14 protein-coding genes are annotated in these 15,954 nt (G+C 63.5%); 9 read left to right on the top strand and 5 right to left on the bottom strand.

The genetic code is table 11. The features are described 5' to 3' along the window. The first annotated feature begins 46 nt into the window (after window positions 1-46). On the top strand, window positions 47-1,156 hold the full coding sequence (locus tag MTR66_RS03290) for an aromatic ring-hydroxylating dioxygenase subunit alpha (RefSeq protein ID WP_243917872.1): 1,110 nt from the start codon (window positions 47-49) through the stop codon (window positions 1,154-1,156). Window positions 1,157-1,213: 57 nt separating this feature from the next. Here the strand turns inward: MTR66_RS03290 and MTR66_RS03285 are convergent, their stop codons facing one another. Continuing rightward, complete coding sequence (locus MTR66_RS03285) at window positions 1,214-1,816, bottom strand: TetR/AcrR family transcriptional regulator (RefSeq protein ID WP_243917870.1); 603 nt, start codon at window positions 1,814-1,816, stop codon at window positions 1,214-1,216. Window positions 1,817-2,266: 450 nt separating this feature from the next. On the opposite strand from MTR66_RS03285, the gene MTR66_RS03280 reads away from it, so the two are divergent. The 8 genes from MTR66_RS03280 to MTR66_RS03245 all read left to right on the top strand — a co-directional run bounded on the left by MTR66_RS03280 (window position 2,267) and on the right by MTR66_RS03245 (window position 9,422). After that, window positions 2,267-3,664: an amino acid permease gene (locus MTR66_RS03280; protein WP_243917868.1), complete on the top strand. Its 1,398-nt coding sequence runs from the start codon at window positions 2,267-2,269 to the stop codon at window positions 3,662-3,664. 32 nt (window positions 3,665-3,696) lie between these two features. Further along, entirely contained in the window at window positions 3,697-5,415 is a 1,719-nt protein-coding gene (locus MTR66_RS03275; RefSeq protein WP_243917866.1) for an amidohydrolase, read from the top strand. Between the two features lie 149 nt (window positions 5,416-5,564). Continuing rightward, window positions 5,565-6,725, top strand: a complete 1,161-nt coding sequence (locus MTR66_RS03270) for an amine dehydrogenase large subunit (RefSeq protein ID WP_243917864.1) — start codon at window positions 5,565-5,567, stop codon at window positions 6,723-6,725. Further along, a complete protein-coding gene (locus tag MTR66_RS03265) occupies window positions 6,722-7,273 on the top strand; it encodes a MauE/DoxX family redox-associated membrane protein (protein ID WP_243917862.1) in 552 nt (183 codons plus the stop codon). The genes MTR66_RS03270 and MTR66_RS03265 overlap by 4 nt, the downstream gene beginning before the upstream one ends. Then, window positions 7,270-7,863 (top strand): thioredoxin domain-containing protein, encoded by a 594-nt coding sequence (locus MTR66_RS03260; RefSeq protein WP_243917860.1) that lies wholly within the window; start codon window positions 7,270-7,272, stop codon window positions 7,861-7,863. Before MTR66_RS03265 ends, MTR66_RS03260 begins: the two co-directional genes overlap by 4 nt. 40 nt (window positions 7,864-7,903) lie before the next feature. Further along, window positions 7,904-8,437 (top strand): methylamine dehydrogenase light chain, encoded by a 534-nt coding sequence (locus MTR66_RS03255; RefSeq protein ID WP_243917858.1) that lies wholly within the window; start codon window positions 7,904-7,906, stop codon window positions 8,435-8,437. Between the two features lie 72 nt (window positions 8,438-8,509). Continuing rightward, a complete protein-coding gene (locus MTR66_RS03250) occupies window positions 8,510-8,983 on the top strand; it encodes a c-type cytochrome (protein ID WP_243917856.1) in 474 nt (157 codons plus the stop codon). A 67-nt stretch (window positions 8,984-9,050) separates the two neighbouring features. Beyond that, entirely contained in the window at window positions 9,051-9,422 is a 372-nt protein-coding gene (locus MTR66_RS03245; protein WP_243917855.1) for a c-type cytochrome, read from the top strand. A 199-nt stretch (window positions 9,423-9,621) separates the two neighbouring features. On the opposite strand, the gene MTR66_RS03240 is transcribed toward MTR66_RS03245, so the two are convergent. From MTR66_RS03240 to MTR66_RS03225, 4 genes are all read right to left on the bottom strand, one after another. Further along, on the bottom strand, window positions 9,622-11,958 hold the full coding sequence (locus tag MTR66_RS03240) for a TonB-dependent receptor (protein ID WP_243917853.1): 2,337 nt from the start codon (window positions 11,956-11,958) through the stop codon (window positions 9,622-9,624). A 158-nt stretch (window positions 11,959-12,116) separates the two neighbouring features. Further along, window positions 12,117-12,644 carry a hypothetical protein gene (locus tag MTR66_RS03235; RefSeq protein WP_243917851.1) on the bottom strand — a complete coding sequence of 176 codons (528 nt, stop codon included), beginning with the start codon at window positions 12,642-12,644 and terminating at the stop codon, window positions 12,117-12,119. 171 nt (window positions 12,645-12,815) lie between these two features. After that, window positions 12,816-13,733 carry a LysR substrate-binding domain-containing protein gene (locus MTR66_RS03230; RefSeq protein ID WP_243917849.1) on the bottom strand — a complete coding sequence of 306 codons (918 nt, stop codon included), beginning with the start codon at window positions 13,731-13,733 and terminating at the stop codon, window positions 12,816-12,818. 240 nt (window positions 13,734-13,973) lie between these two features. Further along, window positions 13,974-15,953: an NAD(P)-binding protein gene (locus MTR66_RS03225; RefSeq protein WP_243917847.1), complete on the bottom strand. Its 1,980-nt coding sequence runs from the start codon at window positions 15,951-15,953 to the stop codon at window positions 13,974-13,976. Window position 15,954 lies beyond the last annotated feature (1 nt).

Genomic DNA, 15,954 nt, shown 5'->3' with positions numbered 1-15,954 from the left:
CTCGAAACCGGCAGAAAACCAATCAGCGTCGAGAGGAGTAAGGATCATGCAGCAAACAGCCAATGCGCCGAAGATAGGCAGCAAGTCGATAGGAGTGGCGGATCGCGATACCCCGCTGCTGCGCAATTACTGGTATGTCGCGGCGTTCTCGGACGAGATCACGCGCGAGCCCATGAGGCGCACGATCCTAGAGGAAGATATCGTGTTCTACCGCAAGGAAGATGGCACTCCGGTGGCGGCGCAGAACCGCTGCCCGCACCGCTCGTTTCCGCTCCATACCGGCACTGTGAAGGGCGACCGGCTGGTGTGCGGCTATCACGGTATGGAGTTCAACGCCGATGGTTCCTGCGCGCATGTGCCCGCACTCAATGCGGCGCCGCGCGCGATCCGGCTCGATACTTATCCGCTGGAAGAGGACGGTCCGTTGCTGTGGATCTGGATGGGCGATCCGGCCAAGCCCGATTATTCGCGGCTGGTCCGTCAGGAATGGTGCACCTCGCCCGAATGGGCTTATGTAAAGGGCCAGATGTACATGAAGGCCAACTATCTGGGACTTCACGAAAACCTGATGGACCTTACCCACTTTCCGTTCCTGCACGGCAAGTGGAATATCGCCCGCCCCGAACATGCCGCCGCCCCTGCGAAAATCGAGGAGGAGGGCGATGTCATCCGCCAGAGCGAAACCCATGACGATGTGGATATGCCGCCTGCCATCGTCGAAGCCGCGGGTATGAAGGGGCCGTTCAACCGCGAGGCGCATCATCTGGTGCAGATGCCGGGCATGCATCAGGGTATGCAGGTGACGGTTGATTCCTCCGATCCGCCCAAGCGCGACGTTCAGCATATCATCCACATCATGACGCCCGAAACGCGCACATCGACCCATTATCTCTGGGCGATGGCGCGCAACAATGCGATCGATGACGCGGAACTGTCCGCCCAGATTCAGGTGGTGGGCGACGGCGCCTTTACCGAGGATAAGGTGGCGCTGGAAGATATCGAGGAGCTGGTCGCCCGCGATCGCCGCCCCGGTTTCCGGGAGAAGATCATCAAGACCGACGAGGGCGGTATCCGCGTTCTGCGCCTGTTCGCGCGTCTGGCCGAGCGTGAGCAGGCCGCCGAGCCCGAAGCGCGCGAAGCGGTCGCCGCAGAATAGTCGGCTGCCGTTCGAACCGTGCGCTGCCGTTGCGGTGCACGGTTCGATATGCCGCGCTTAGCCAGATGCCTGGCGGGCCATGGCCTGTGTCAGGGCAATCGTCGTTGCGACCTGGGAACCGGCACGTTCGGCGTCCTGCGTTGCCAGCCATTGCAGGATGATCCCGACGTTGGATGTGAACATGAAGTTGGCCAGCGCGTCGATATCGGCCTTGTTGGAGCCGTTCGCGACATCGGCGGCATTGGCGAGGCCATCGCGATAGAGCTGCAGGTAGTTTTCGTACTTGCGCTTCGCGAGCCAGTCCTGCCCTTTCGCGGAGAGGGCGTAGAGCGTCAGGTTGTACAGCGTGATCTGCTCGTCCGGATTTCTGCGGACTTCGGACCAGATCATGTTCAGCATGCTGGCGATGCGCTGTTCCAGCGTCTCTTGCGCATCCAGCGCGATCATCAGGCTGTTGCGTGCCGTTTCGACGATGTGGCTGAGCATGTTCAGCAGCACCGCGTCCTTGTTTTTGAAGTGATAGTGCAAGGTCGCCAGATTGATATGCGCGGCGGCTGCGATTTTGCGCGTGGTGGTCCCATGGACGCCTTCGCGCGCGACAACCGAAATGGCCGCTTCGATGATAGTCCTGCGCTTGTTCTCACTGTTGGCGCTGCGCATCGCGTTCTTTCTGACATGGGCCGGTTTCGATCATGCTGAAGAATAGGTCCGCCTGGCAGGAAGCGAAAGGTGTGGCCACGGCCGTGTTGTCCCGGCGTGCTTTCCCACAACGATCGACAGGGATCATCGCTTCCCGGTATCAAACGGCATATATCTGGTCAAATGACTTGATCTGGTGGGATCGCTTCGAGAACGCCCTTCGTGTTTCTGTCTGGCGCAGCTCCTGCCGAGGGCGCTGTAGTGCCACGGGAACTGTGTTCGAAAAGCCCGTCTGCAGGCGGAATTCGTTGGTACTCCGGCAAAGAGATAAGAGCGCGGTGTCTATAGGACACCATGCAGGATGGATTTGACCCGGCAGAACGGGACTTTGGCTCTTTTGTGAATGGGTGTGCTGATTTAGTCATTTGACCTGAATCAAGACGGGCAGCCGAAAACAGGAGTCGCTGGGGCGTGACGCAGATCGTCGAACTGGAAGCAGGGCACCCGGAGGAGCATCGGCTCAGCCATTCACTGGAATCGCGCCATGTGTCGATGATCGCCATCGGCGGCATCATCGGCGCGGGCCTGTTCGTGGGCAGCAGCACGGCCATCGCGCAAGTGGGGCCTGCCGTCATCGTCAGCTATGCCCTGGCAGGCGCGTTGATCCTGATGGTAATGCGCATGCTGAGCGAAATGGCCAGCCTGCATCCGGGAGCGGGGTCGTTCACCGAACTCGTGCGCGAGGGGCTGGGGGAGCGCGCCGGGTTCGTCTGCGGGTGGCTTTACTGGTATTTCTGGGTCGTTGTCGTGGCGATCGAGGCGATTGCGGGCGCGGTCATTCTGGCCTCGTGGATCGCCGCGCCGGTCTGGCTGATCGGCATGGTGCTTCTGGCGCTGATGACAGGCGTTAATCTGCTCTCTGCGCGCTCCTATGGCGAGTTCGAGTTCTGGTTCTCGCTGGCCAAAGTCGTGGCTATTGTCGGCTTCATCGTGATCGCGGGATTGTGGGCTTTCGGCGTCACGTCGCCTGCCAGTCCGGCCTTTGCGAACCTGACGGGGCACGATGGTTTCGCACCCAATGGCTGGGGCGCGGTGCTGGCCGGGGTGACAACGGTGATCTTCGCACTGACCGGCGCCGAAATCGCAACGATCGCCGCCGCAGAATCGCATGAGCCCGCGCGCACGATTGCGCGCATCACTGGCTCCGTGGCTTTGCGCATCCTGCTGTTCTATCTGCTTTCGATCGCGCTGATCGTTGCCGTGATCCCCTGGACCAGCGTGGTTGAGGGGCATTCGCCCTTCGCATCGGCGCTGGATTCGATGAATATTCCGCACGCTGGCGACATCATGAACGCCGTGATCCTGGTCGCCGTTCTGTCCTGCCTCAATTCGGGTATGTATGTGACCTCGCGCGTACTGTTCGTCCTGTCGGAAAAGGGCAATGCGCCCAAGGCGCTGGTGACGCTCAACCACAGGCATGTGCCGGTTCGTGCCACTCTGACCGGCAGCCTGTTCGCCTATCTGGCGCTGGCCGCATCGGTGATTTCGCCGCAGGTGGTGTTCAGCTTTCTGGTCAATGCCTCGGGCGCGCTGATGCTGTTCATCTATCTGCTCGTCTGTCTCGCCCAGCTTCGGATGCGGGCCCAGACCGAGCGGGACGATCCGGACCAGCTCGTGATCCGCATGTGGTTTCACCCCTACGGCAGCATCGCCAGTGCCCTTGGCATTGTAGTCGTGCTCGTGGCGATGGGTTTCAAGGCATCTTCGCGCGCGGAACTGGTGAGCAGCCTTGTGTTGCTGGCGGTTACGTTCGCGCTGTCCTTTTACAGGCCGGGTAAGCCGGGCGCAGTGCTGGCGGCGGCGGAATGATACGGGAGGCTGCTATGTTGTTTCGCAAGCCCATGATTGCGGCTGCCCTGCTGGTCTTATCGCACGCGCCCGCAGCCCATGCGGCGGCGAAGGCGGATATGGTGCTCTACGGCGGGCAAGTGGTGACGATGGATCCGGACCGCCCCAGTGCCAGCGCGGTCGCGGTGCGCGATGGCAAGATCGTGGCGGTCGGCGGAGACGGCATCGCCAGCCAGTATGACGCGGCGGAAACGATCGACCTCAAGGGCCGGATGCTGATGCCCGGCTTTATCGACACGCACGTGCACATCATCGGCCAGCCGCGCCGTGCGGTCGATCTTTCCAAGGCCCATTCGATTGCCGGTATCCAGCAGCTGGTGCGGGACAAGGCCCGCGAACTGGGCAAGGGGGAGTGGATTACCGGCTACGGCTGGGACGAGGCGCAGCTTGCCGAAAAGCGCAATATCGTCAGCACCGATCTCGACGAAGCGGCGCCGGACAATCCCGTGGCCCTGACGCGGGCCGGCTCGCACAGCATTGCCGGCAACAGCATGGCCATGCGGCTGGCCGGGATCGGCCGGACCACGCCCAATCCGGACCACGGCGTGATCGAGCATTTCGCCAATGGCGAGCCCAACGGTATCATCCGCGAACGCACGGACCTCTACAGCAAGCTGGTTCCGCCCCCCGCCGCCGGAGAGATGAAGCCCAGCTTCGTCGCGCGGCTCAAGGCCCTGCTGCCGCTGGGCATCACCAGCCTGATGGAGGCCCTGACCACGATCGATGACGAGCCGGTTGGAAAGGGCGGCATCGCCGGGGGCAAGGGGCCGTCCACGGCGCCCACGTTCCGGCAGTTTCGCGAAATCTACGCCGAACAGGGCGAAAGCCTGCCGCGGGCCACGCTTTACATCTTCTACCCCGGGGCGGAACGGCTGAAGGCTTTCCCCTATCACACCGGCTACGGCGATGACCGGCTCAAGCTGGGGCCGATTGGTGAAGGCCTGTTCGCGGACGGCGGTTTTACAGGGCCGACGGCCTGGACGCTGCAAGACTACAAGGGCATGCCGGGCTTTCGCGGGCGGGCGGCCACTCCGCCCGATGAGTTGCGTGCGATGGTGCGCACCGCGCGCGATCTGGGCTGGCAATTGGGCATTCATGCCATCGGCGATGCGGCGATCCAGCGGCTTGTTGGCATCTATGCGCAGGCGCTGGCCGAAAAGCCGCAGAAGGATGCCCGCTGGTTTACCGCGCACCTGACGATGCTGCCGCCGCCCGAAACGCTTTCGCTGATGGCCAGCCACGGGATCTGGGCGGCGGTGCAGCCGAACTTCCTGTACAACCTGGAAGGGCGCTACAACGAGACGTTGGAAGGCGAGCGGCTGCAGCACATCAATCCGGTGGGAACGCCGCTGCGCTGGGGCGTCCATCTCGCTTTCGGTTCGGATAACCTGCCGATCGGGCCGCTCTACGGTTTCTATGTGGCGGTCACGCGCAAGGGGCAGAGCGGGACGGTCTATGGCGCGGACGAGGCGGTTTCGCGGATAGCGGCGCTGCGGGCCTATACGCAGGATGCGGCCTGGCTCACCTGGGACGAAAAGAAGAAGGGGAGCCTTACGCCGGGCAAGCTGGCCGATATGATCGTGCTCGATCACAACCTGCTGACGGTTCCGGAAGAGGAGATACTCGATACCCGCGTCGATATCACGATCGTGGGCGGCAAGACCGTTTACCGGCGCCAGCCGGAGCAGGGCCGGCCGGATGCAGGGGCATGACTGGTGTTCTATCGGCACCGCAGGTTGGAGTCCCAACACCTTTGTCCGGGCCGATCGCCGGTGCAAGATGGCCGGGAATGGATCATGATATGACTGTCGCAGCGGTTCGGGAACTTCGAGAACTTCGGGAACAAGGGGCGGGTGTGCCGATGAAGAAAGCCAAGTGTCTGGCCATCGTTTTGTCGCTGTTTTCGGCGGCTCCGGCGTGGGCCGGAGGCAGCGCTTCGCCGGCGCCTGTGCCGGAAGTGGAGGAAAGCGACGTGGCCGTGCTGCCGCCTGCCGGGGCGCACTGGATGTTTGCCTACTTCAGTTTCAGAAATCTGGCGCAGCTGATCGATGGTGATACCGGCAAGCAACTGGGCGGCGTGCATATCGCCCAGCTTTCCAACATCGCCTTTTCGCCGGACAAGAAGCACATCTACGTTGCCGAAACGATCTGGTCGAAGGGCAATCGCGGCACGCGGCAGGACATGATTACCGTCTATGACGGCAGGACGCTGAAGCTGGATCATGAAATTCCCCTGCCGGGCAGGCTGCTGGCGGGGGACCGGCTGAACACGTTCAGCATTTCGGCCGATGGGCGCTATGCCTATGTCTATGACATGGCTCCCGCCTCCAGCGTCATCGTCGTCGATCTGGAAAAGCGCAAAGTCCTGCCGCCGGTGGAAATTCCCGGTTGTGCGCTGGCCTTCGCGGCGGGCAATACGGGTGTGGTCTCGGTGTGCGGAGACGGATCGCTTGCAGTGATTTCCCATGCCGGGGGCAAGGCCGAGGTTACACAGACGGCCCCCTTCTTCGATGCGGGGGAAGACCCCGTTTATGACAACAGCGTTTTCGATGCCAAATCGGGCAAGGGCTATCTCCTGAGCTATTCGGGGCGCGTTTACGAAGTGACGGCGGGCTCCGGCAGCGGCGCGCAGATCGCCCAGCCCTGGTCGCTGCAGGAAGGCGCGCACATGCCGCGCGCGGAAACGAAGCCGCTGGTGGTCAACTGGCTTCCCGGCGGGCAGCAGCCGGTCGCTTACGATGCGGCGACGGGGCGGCTTTACGTGCTGATGCACAAGGGCGAATTCTGGTCCTACAAGGAAGCGGGTGAAGAGCTTTGGGAAGTGGACGTGGCAACGCACAAGGTGCTGCGCCGCGCCGCGCTGGACAAGCCGGCGATGAGCGTGGCCGTTTCCCAGGATAAGGAACCTTTGCTGTTTCTGGCGGAGCCTGGCGGGGCCATCCATATCTGGGACGCGGCAACGCTTAGCGAAAAAGCCAGTGCCGCGAGCATGGGCCCCAGCCATTTCGTGGTGGCGCCATGACGGCGGTCATGGCGGTCGCTCTTGCCGTGGCCGGGGCAACGGCACGGGTGCTGGTGGCGATGCTGTTTCTGGCCGGGGCGATGGGCAAACTTCGCGATCTGGAGAATTTCCGGACTGTCCTTGCCAATTACCGGCTGCTGCCGGGGCGGGCGGTCATGCCTGCTTCGCTGGCGCTGGTGCTGGCCGAACTGGTGCTGGCAGGCGGTCTGATCGGCTGGCCCCGGCTGGCGGCGCCCGGCGCGATCGCCTTGCTGCTGCTGTTTGCCTTTGCCATGCGCGTGAACATCGCGCGCCACCGCGATTTTATCGATTGCGGCTGCGGTCTTTCCAGCCGCCGGGGGATTTCGAACGGCATGGTGCTTCAGAACCTGACGCTGTGCGTGCTGCTGGTCCCGGTCATGCTGCCGCTGGCGCCGATCACCGGTTTCGCGCTGGCCAACTGCGCGGCGGCAGGCGTTCTGCTTTATCTTATCATTCAGATTTTCGGTGAAATGGCCGCGCTGCGCGTGCCGCGTAACCGGACACCGGCGGCATGGAGCCAGATATGACGACAGCCCTGATCATCTCTCAAGTCCTCTTGTGGATTGTCCTTGGCCTAACCCTGCTGGGCGGCCTGGCTCTGGCCCGGCAGGTCGGCGTGCTTTACGAACGGGTGGCGCCGGTGGGCGCCTTGACCGCGACGCGCGGCCCCGAGCCCGGCAGTGTGGCCCCCCGGCTGAAGCTGGCGGCGCTGGACGGGCAGACCATCGAAATCGGCGGGCCTTCCGCTTCGGGGCGCAGCAGTCTGGTCCTGTTCGTGTCGGCGCAGTGCCCCGTCTGCAAAGTGCTGATTCCCACCGCGCGCGAGGTCGCGCGGAGCGAAGGGCTGGATCTGATCCTGGCCGGGGATGCGCCGGAGGCAGAGCAGCGGGCGCTGATCATGAAACACGGCCTGGGCGATCTGCCTTTCGTCAACAGCAGCGAATTCGGCCGGACTTACGCGGTGGACAAGCTTCCCCACGCGATCCTGATCGACGGGAAGGGGATCATTGCGGGCCGGGGGCTGGTGAACAGCCGAGAGCATCTGGAAAGCCTGGTCGAGGCGCGGGATAGCGGCTTGCGGTCGGTGCAGGAATATCTGTCGGCGGCCCGGGCATGAGCCGGGTGCCGGAAGCGATGACAACAGGGATACGAGCGGCATGACTTCACAGAGCCGGACCGAACGGTTCGTCCGCAAACTGGCCCGGGGCACGTCCCGGCGCAGCATCCTGTCCCGCATCGGGCTGGGGCTGGTTTCCGCGCCGGTGTTTCCGCTGCTGCCGGTGGAGCGGGCCCATGCGGCCAAGGACCGTTCGGTCCAGGCCAAGACGAGCTTTGCCCGCCACGCGCAGACCACGGACGATACCAAGTGCGACTATTGGCGCTATTGCGCGATCGACGGGTCGCTGTGCACCTGCTGCGGGGGCGGAATTCACACCTGCCCGCCGGGGACGGAGGCCTCGCCCACGTCCTGGGTGGGCACTTGCATCAACCCGGATGACGGCAAGGCCTATCTGATCGCCTATCGCGACTGTTGCGGCACCGCCGATTGCGGCCAGTGCTATTGCGACAACACCGACCGGGGAAATCAGGTTTACCGCCCGCAAGAGAACAACGACATCATCTGGTGTTTCGGCGCATCGAGCATGGAATACCACTGTTCCACCGCCGTCATGGTCGGCGCGGCAGAGTGACGGCCTGACATGAACAGATCCGGTGTGGCATGGCTGGGGATCTTACCGGCGGGCGCGGCAATGGCTGTCGCCATGACGGCAGCTGCCGGTACGCCGCGCATCACCACGGCCCAGTCCGACTATGTCGAGCATTGCGCAGGCTGCCATGGGATCAGCGGGAGTTCGGCTCCCGCGCCGGTGCCCGAATTGCGGGACCGGGTGGGGTATTTCATGTGCAACGGCGAGGCGCGCGACTATCTGATCCGGCTGCCAAACGTCGCCCATGCTCCGATCCGGGATTCCGGAGAACTGGCCGATCTCATGAACTTCGTGGTGTTTTCCATCGGCGGCAAGAGCGTGCCTGATGGGGCGCAGCCCTATCAGGCAGAGGAAGTTGCCCGCCTGCGCGCAGAACCGCTGCGGCCGGGTGCGGCCTTGCTGGCGAGACGCCGCCAGCTTGTCGGCGATCTGATCCGCACGTGCGATGCCCCGGCGGACCTTCAGGAGTTCTATGCGGGGCAGGCGCCCGAAAGCCGGGAACAGCAAGACTCACGGGCAGGGGCTTGATCCCGGCCGGGCAGGGCTTTCGGACAGAAAACGCTAGAAAAATGCAGACAGAATGCTGGAGACACGAATGAGAATGACAATCTGGGCCGCCGTTGCGGGAATGACAGCCATGGCTGCGGTGCCCGCGCTTGCAGCGCCGCCCCAGGGCGAAACGCTTTTCCGGCAGCGCTGCCAGATGTGCCACACCGATGCGCCCGGCGCGCGCAACGGTGTTGGCCCCAACCTATCGGGCCTTTCGGGTCGCACCGCAGGCACCGCGGCGAACTACAAGTATTCGCCCAAGCTGGCCAAGTCCGGCATCACCTGGAACAGCAAGACACTGGACCAGTTCCTTACCGCGCCGAACAGGATGGTGCCGGGCACGCGCATGGTGATCAGCATTCCCAACAAGGATGAACGCAAGGCGGTGGTCGGTTTCCTGCTCAAGGGAAAGAAGTAAGCGCCCGGCAGGCATACAACACAACGCAAAGCGCTCCAATCCGTCAGGGGATCAAGGCCATGGCCTTGATCCCCTGACTTTTTTGTGTCCGGTTTCGTCCGGACGAAGGCGGCGCAATGCAGGCAGAGAGCAAAAAAAAGCCCCGGCCGGTATTCCCGGCCGGGGCCCTGAAGTGGGTGAGGAAAAGGAGTGCCGCGCCCTAGTGGCGGTACGTCAGCGTGAGGCCGATCGTGCGCGGGCGCAGCGATGTGTTGGTGATGTACAGCGCATCGGGCAGGTAGTGCTGACGGGTGAGGCGCGGCGCGGTATCGAACAGGTTGTCAACGAAGAGCGAGACATTCGTTCCATTGGCGATTTCGGCTCCCGCCCGCAGGTTGACCAGGTTGGTCGCGGGCCGCGGGACGAAGATCGGATCGTAAGTTCCGTCGTTGTCCGGGTTCTGGGCCGTCGTGGGGCCGGATGCCCGCGTGGTGAACTGATAGTCCATGCGGGTGAAGGCTTCGATGCCGCCCAGGGCGAAGTTGTACTGGGCGCCCACGCTTCCGGTCCAGGGCGAGGTGCCGAGCTTGTCGCCATCCTCGACCAGCTGGGCGCCTTCTGCGGACAGGACGGTTGCCGTGTATTTCGACGAATTGTAGCCGATGGCCGCTTCCAGGTTCAGCCCTGCAAACGGGGTGAGCGAGAGCTGCAGGTCGAAGCCCTTGCTGCGCGCGCGGCCCAGATTGCCGGTGTACTGGATGCCGCAGCTCTGGATGTAGACGGACTGCTGGATGTCTTTCCAGTTGATCAGATAGGCACTGGCGGCAATGCTCAGGCGGCGTCCGAACAGCTTGTTCTTGGTGCCGACTTCCCAGCTTTCCACTTTGTCCGAACCATAGCTGTCAGGCGCGTTCAGGTCGCCGCAGACCGGCGGGACCGGCGGATTGGCCGCACCGGCGCGAAAGCCCTTGGACCAGGTGGCGTAGAGCAGGTTGTTCCTGTCCGCCTGATAGGACAGCCCGGCCTTGGGCGTGAAAGGCTTTTCGGAGCTTTTGCCGCTGGCGGTGGTGCGCAGGCCGTTCTGCGCGCCATCGGCAAAGTTGTTGAAGGAATACTTGGTCTTGGCATAGCGCCCGCCCGCCGTGATCTTCAGCTTGTCGGTGATGGCGTATGTCAGGTCCACGAAGCCGGCGATCTGGGTGTCGGTCGCCTTAGTCTGGTTGATGTAGCTGTCCTTGCCGTACAGCCCGTACTCGAAGAAATCCTCCAGCGAGAAACCGAACGTCGCCGGGAAGAGCCTGCCGGGCGTTTCCTCGACCAGTTCCTCGATGCTCTTCTGCTTGCTGCGCTGGTAGAAGATGCCCGCCACCCAGGTGAGCCGGGCATCGGGGTCGCTGGACTGGATGCGCAGTTCCTGCGTGAAGTTGCGCTGCGTGTTGGTGATGATGGCCGGGCTGTAATAGCCGGGCAGATTGGGATTGACGCCGGTTTCCGTCACGAACGGGTAATAGGGCGCATCGTCGCCGATCACCAGGCCATAGAGGAAGGAATAGTATTCGAGGTTGTAGATCGTGCCGTCGTAGCCGGTCGTGTTGTTGCGGTGGTAATAGCTGGTGTTCGATATCACCGCGACCGCGCCATTGTCGTATTTGACGTTGAGCGAGGGCATGTAGAACTTGTCGCGGGAACCGCGGTATTCCGGGCTGCTGTTCTTGAACACGCCCTGGCCTGCATCCGAAAGCCCTTCGACATATTCGTCGAACGTGTTCTTTGTGCGCTTCTGGTAATGGATGGCCGGGGTGATCGTCAGATCGGGGATGGGCTGAAAGGCCAGCGCCCCGTGCAGCACGGTGACATCGCCGTGGTTGGCGTTCTTGTCATAGACCGCGCCGGTGGCATCGGACTTGTCGATCCATCCGCCGTCGCGGCGGTGATAGGCGCTGATGCGAAAGCCCACTTTATCGACAGCGATCGGCCCGCCCACGGCGGAGCCTGCTTCGTAGCTGAGCCCGCCATGGGCGGTGGAGGCGGCTTCCGCCCGGGCATAGGCGGTATAGACATCGAGCCCTGGCTGCGGGGTAATGTAACGCACCGTGCCGCCTTCGGAACCGGCGCCGAACAGCGTGCCTTGCGGGCCGCGCAGCACTTCCACGCGTTCCAGATCGAAGATGGCGGGAAGCGCATCGTCGGCATTGAAGCCCAGCGCGCGCATCTGGATCGGCGTATCGTCGATATAGATGCCGGTCGTGCCCGAGCCGGCGCCGGATGAAATGCCGCGGATGGTGATGCTGTTGTCACTGCTGTTGAACGTGACGCCCGGCGTGAAGCGGACGGCGTCCGCGATCGATTTCACGCCCTTGGTGTCCATCGCTTCCTGATCGAACGCGCTGATGCTGATCGGAACGCGGGAAATCGCTGTGCTCTGACGGGTGGCGGTGACGACGATGTCGCCAGAGGCTTCGTCTGCTTGCGGCGCGGTGTCCTGAGCGTGGGCCACACCCTGAACGTTCACGAATGCCGCTGATGCCATCAACAGCCGCTTGAAAGATCGCTTCATCTGGCTTCGCCCCATTGTTTTCCCTGTCCTGTTTCTGATTACTCAATTCGCCCGGCAGGATATGTGCCGCACGTGTGCGTCCTAGGTGAGTATTGCGAAGGGGCTGGTGCCGAACCGGCAACAAGCATGCCCTGCCAATCCATCACCATAAGGGCATGCTAAGTTCCGCTTCTGGCCCACATGAGATCGTATTCGCTCTGCCAGGTGGCTCCTCCGTCCAGGCTGCCCGTTGACCGTTCGCGCAGGCGCCCGCCGGGCAGCGCTTCCAGGCTCCAGCGGCGCAGGCGGACTGCGCCTTCACCGGCAGGCACGCTGGTGGTGTATTGCATCTTTCCGGCGCCTGCTGGCCGGCCTTTGAACGTGCTGGCGGTTCCGGTGTCGGCGGCCCAAAGATAGTGCCATTGGCCTTCCGCCCGGGAAAACACGAACAGGCCCTGCCCTTTGCCGGGGGCATCGTTTACGGGTGTCCAGACTTCGTGCAGCGCGCATCCATTCAGCACCGGCTCTATATACACGCGGGCGATCAGCGTATCACCGGCCCAGACATCCCACTTGCCCAGTGCGAAGTCCTGCGCGTGGTAGGCAGGCGTGTCCTTGCATGAGGGCGGCGGGGGAGCGGCCATGGCCTGAAGCGGTGCGGCGGCGCTCAGCGCGGCGACGGCTGCGGCGGCCGGGAATTTCCACATCTGCATTCTCCGCTGGCGGCTGGCCGGACTGCTGGGAGCCAGTGCGGGTTCAAGCCTGGAAGTAAGAGCATTATGACCGCGCCGGGACCGCTAATAAGGCGGCAATTTCGCCGGCGGCGTTGACGGTCCGGCACCGCTGACGGCGGGGGTGTGCGCCAGCGGGCAGGCCGGTCAGGCTGCCGCTTTCTCGCGGATCCACTTGCGAAAGCGGGCGAGCGCGGGTGAATTCCAGCGGTCGCTGCGCCCGAGCAGGCAATAGCCGCCGAAAGCCACGGTCTGGAACGGAGCGCCCACCGGGTGGATGCGCACCAGTCGCCCGGTTTCCAGATCGTTGCTCAGCAGATCGATATTGGCCAATGCGATCCCGCGTGACTGCCTGGCCGCGTTGATCGTCAAATGGGCATGCCACAGGCGCGGGCCGGGCAGGGCTCCGTCGGCCTCCACGCCTTGCGGCAGCAGCCAATGCCGCCACTCCGCGTCCGTATCCTCGTGCAGCAGCGTGTGATCGAGGAATTCGCGCGCATCCTCGATAGGTTTCATGTTCGCGGCATATTCGGGGCTGGCCACCGGGAATACCTCGGGCCGTGCGAATTCCAGCACGCGCACATGCTTGGGAACGTCTGCTTCTTCCCAGTACCGCAAGTAGCGGATATCGCCGTCCACCAGAACGGAGCGGAAATCCGGGCTCTGATCGGCCGGGCGAAAGTCCAGATCGACATCGGGATTGCTGGCGATGAAATCGCCCAGCCGGTCCGACAGCCAGAGCGAGCCGAAGCCGGGAATGCACCAGATGCTCAGGCTCAGCCGTTCCTGTGGCTGCATGATGCCCGACGTGGCGGAGCCGATCAGGTGGATGGCCTTGGCGATTTCCTGATGGTAGGCCGCGCCGGTTTCGGTGAGCTGGTATCCCTGGCCATCGCGGACCAGCAGCTTGGCACCGAGCCACGATTCCAGCGAACGGATATGGCGGCTGACCGCGCCATGATCCGTGTTGATCTCCTTGCTGGCCTTGCGGATGCCGCCAAGGCGGCCCACCGCCTCAAAGGCGCGCAAGGATGCGATGGGAGGAAAGGCGCTTCTGCTGAACATGTAAGGACGAAGCCTTCCCCGCAGTGTTGACGTATATCAACAGGTTGATTTCACAACCTTTCCTGCATCGCTTCCCCGGTCCGGCCTCGCGATTGCATGCAGGCTGGTCCCGGCAAGTTGCCCGCCGGGCCATTCGTTGTCAAACGGACACCGCTTTTCATGTGGAGCGGCCTTCCTAAGGGCAAGCGGCCCCGCAGGAAGCGGGGCCGGTATTGTTGTTGCGCCGAAGGCCGTCAGACTTCAGACGTTGCGCGGGGTGAACGGGTACGTGCGCCGTTCGATCACTTCCTGCACGGCGCGGTGGGCTTCCTGCATGGCGGCATCGGTGTGGGGGCTGGCGGCTGCGTCGCTGTTGGCGATGCTGACCAGGCCGAAAGGCTGGCGCCCGATCACGCAGGGCCTTTCCGGGGTTTCCGTATAGACCCATTCCACCGGGTCGTAGAGACTGTTGTACGTGTAGGCATAGCCATGGGGCCAGCGGTTGACCGTGATCGCGGCGATGTCCTTGCGGGGATCGAACCCGGCAGGGCCCAGCAGGCGCAGAAGCTGCATGCGGGTTTCGCGCTCGAACTCTTCGAAGGTGATGCCCAGCAGGTTCGCGCGTCCGGCGCGGTGCTGATCGCGGCGCGGCAGGCCGGGCACGTTCATGTACTTGACCAGATGCAGCGCCACCGGCTCGTCCGGGCTGGTGGCATGGTGCAGCGCGCCGAGGCTGCAGGCCTGGGTTAGGCCCACTTCCTGGTGGTACATGGTCGGCGCTTCGAAACGCGATACGCCCAGCTTGGCGAAAGCGCGCCAGTTGGTGAGCGCCACGCTGGTGTAGACCAGCGGCACTTTCACGCCATAGGCCAGTGCTTCGCGCTGCTTGGCGGGCAGCTGCGGCATCATGTAGGGGATCATCATGTTCCAGCTCGCCAGGATAACGGCCTTGCCGCGCACCTGCTTGAGGCTGCCCTTGTTCATGTAGCGCACGGCCACTTCGCTGGCGGTGGCCGGGTCTCCCATGTGTTCGACATGCACGGCGATGCTGGAGAGGCGGATGCGGGTCGGCTGGCCGGGAAGGTCCAGCTTGGCATAGTCGAACACCGCCGTGCCCATTTCATCCTGCGTGCGGGCCGCGGTCGATCCCGGAACGAGCCGGGAAACCAGCATGCGCGCAACCGTGGCATTGCCGTCGGGGAAATGCACGGCGTCGAAATCTTCAAGCTGGCGGCCGTGCTGCCCGCCGGGAAGATCGGCGAACAGATCGGGCGGAATATCGCCGAGGCCAAGGCCGGAGAAACCGGGATAGCCCTGTACCCAGCCGAATAGAGCCGGGGTGGCATCGCCGCCGACGCCGAAAGTCGGGCAGCCCATCTGCTGGAAGAACCAGTAGGCCTGCGGATCGATCTTGACCTTTTCCAGCAGGAAGGCCTTGAAGCTGTTTGTGGCGAGCCACTCTTTCTTGGCGGACACGGACATGCCGGCCAGATAGTCGGGCTGCTGCGGGTCCAGCAGGCGTTTCAGATCGGCCTTGGCCTTGCTGCTGATCGGTGCGTTTTCGAACACTTCGGGGCCGAAGGCGCCGGGGATTTGCGAGGCGACCTTGAATACCTGATCCCTGCCGCCGAACGTTTCCTTGTCGAAGGCGAAAGCGTGTTTGAGGTTTAGCGAGCCGTAGAGCTTGTCGTTGGCCGCGTTGTCCTTGCGGTATTTGGCAAGGTCGATGCCCAGATCTTCGAGCACGCCGCGCGCCCAGCGGTTGTATTTCTTGGGCGCTTCGATGTTGAGCGTGCCGCCGTTGATTGCCAGTTCCTTGCCCTTGACGGTGAACTGGTTCCGCTTGGCATGGCCGCCGAAATCGTCGTGATTGTCGAGGATCAGCACGCGGGCGCCGTTCCCCATGCTCTTGTGAAAGAAATGGGCGGCGGACAGGCCGGAAAGGCCGCCGCCGACGATCACCAGATCATACAGTTCGCCCTGATCGGCGGCGGACGAGACATCAAGCTGCCCGTCGCGCAGGGCATGCGCGCTTTCGAACGATCCGGGATGGGCGCCGCGCATTCCGGTCTTGGCGGGCGGGTATTGCGTTCCGCCTGCACCGCCAGCGCCACCTGCGCCGGGTGTGGCGGCGAAGGCTGGACCTGCCGCCAGCATACCTGCCCCAACGGCTGCTCCGTTCACGAAGTCGCGGCGCGTGATGGCGCAGTCCATGCCAAGGCTGTGGTCGTCGTGCTTCATT

This window comes from Novosphingobium beihaiense, from assembly GCF_022832375.1.
GTDB classification, from domain to species: Bacteria; Pseudomonadota; Alphaproteobacteria; order Sphingomonadales; family Sphingomonadaceae; genus Novosphingobium; species Novosphingobium beihaiensis.
This window is presented reverse-complemented; position numbering and strand designations above follow the sequence as displayed.